This is a genomic window from Pseudomonas sp. OA65 (assembly GCF_017498305.1).
Lineage (GTDB): Bacteria > Pseudomonadota > Gammaproteobacteria > Pseudomonadales > Pseudomonadaceae > Aquipseudomonas > Aquipseudomonas zanjanensis.
The window spans coordinates 1-1,098 of record NZ_JAGDEZ010000095.1 but is presented as its reverse complement, the minus strand read 5'-3'; the positions used below and the strand labels follow the sequence as shown (position 1 = coordinate 1,098).

The window sequence follows — 1,098 nt, the reverse complement described above, 5'->3', positions numbered from 1 at the left end:
TGGCGTACAACCCGCTCAACAGGCAAGACAGTGGCTACGGTTATGGTTGGAACTTGCAATTGTCGCAGTACACGCTGAGCAACCAGGTCCTGTCCCTGAGCACGGGTGAAACTTTCAAGGTCACCGGCAGCGACAGTGCCAGCGGTCAGTTGGTGATGAAGGAAAAAAAACTCGACAGTTTTCATTTCCATCAACAGGACGAGACCCATTACCGGGTCGTGCATAAGTCCGGCCTGGTCGAAATACTCGAAGTGATGGGCAGCAGTCAGAACCGGGTGGCCTTGCCGGTGGAGATCCGTTCACCCGCGGGGCACAAGGTCACGCTCGGCTATACGCCATTCAGCGGTACTCACTTGATACTGGCCTGGGTCAAGGATGATTCGGGACAAACCCTGCTGACCGTCGACCGCCAGAGCACCTCCGTCGAGGTGTTGCTGCAGCCGTTCGCCGGCCCCGGTGGAACCCCGCTGGCGCGCTTCGTTATGGCCTTGGAGGGCTCGGATAAATACGTCAACCGCATCACCCTGCCGACCGAGAACGAGGCGTCCTGGCGTTTTGGCTACCGCCTGATTCGCGATCAGCTCTGCATCATCAGTGTGGAGACACCCACCGGGGGGCGTGAAGACATTTCCTATCAAGACTCCGGTCATCTGTATCCCGAAGGCACCAATCGCCAGCCGCTGCCCCGCGTGACCCAACATCTCACCACTCCAGGCTTCGGCCAGCCGAAGATCGATGTCCGCTATACCTACAAAAGCGAAGGTTCCGAGAGAGGCGAGACGAACTTCCTCGGGAGAGGTCTTACTTTGCCGCCCTGGAATGATGATGGCCTGGATAACCTCTATAACCACATCGGCAGCTACGAGTACGTGTGCATTGAAACCCTCTGGGTCACTGACGACTCGGAACCTCAAGCGCGCCCGGTGCGAAAAATCGAACGCAAGTTCAACCAGTTCCACCTGCTGACCCATGAAACGACCACCCAGAACAATAACGTCAAGACCGTCGAAACCACCTACTACCTGATCGATGGCGTCGGGTTCGACCAGCAGCACAACTACTGCCAATTGCCCAAGACGGTCAAGACCACCTGGTCAT

General features: G+C 57.2%; 1 pseudogene. It reads left to right on the top strand.

From position 1 onward, the window contains the following. Positions 1-59: 59 nt before the first annotated feature. Positions 60-1,098: pseudogene (locus J3361_RS29245) on the top strand (sugar-binding protein); the annotation flags it as partial.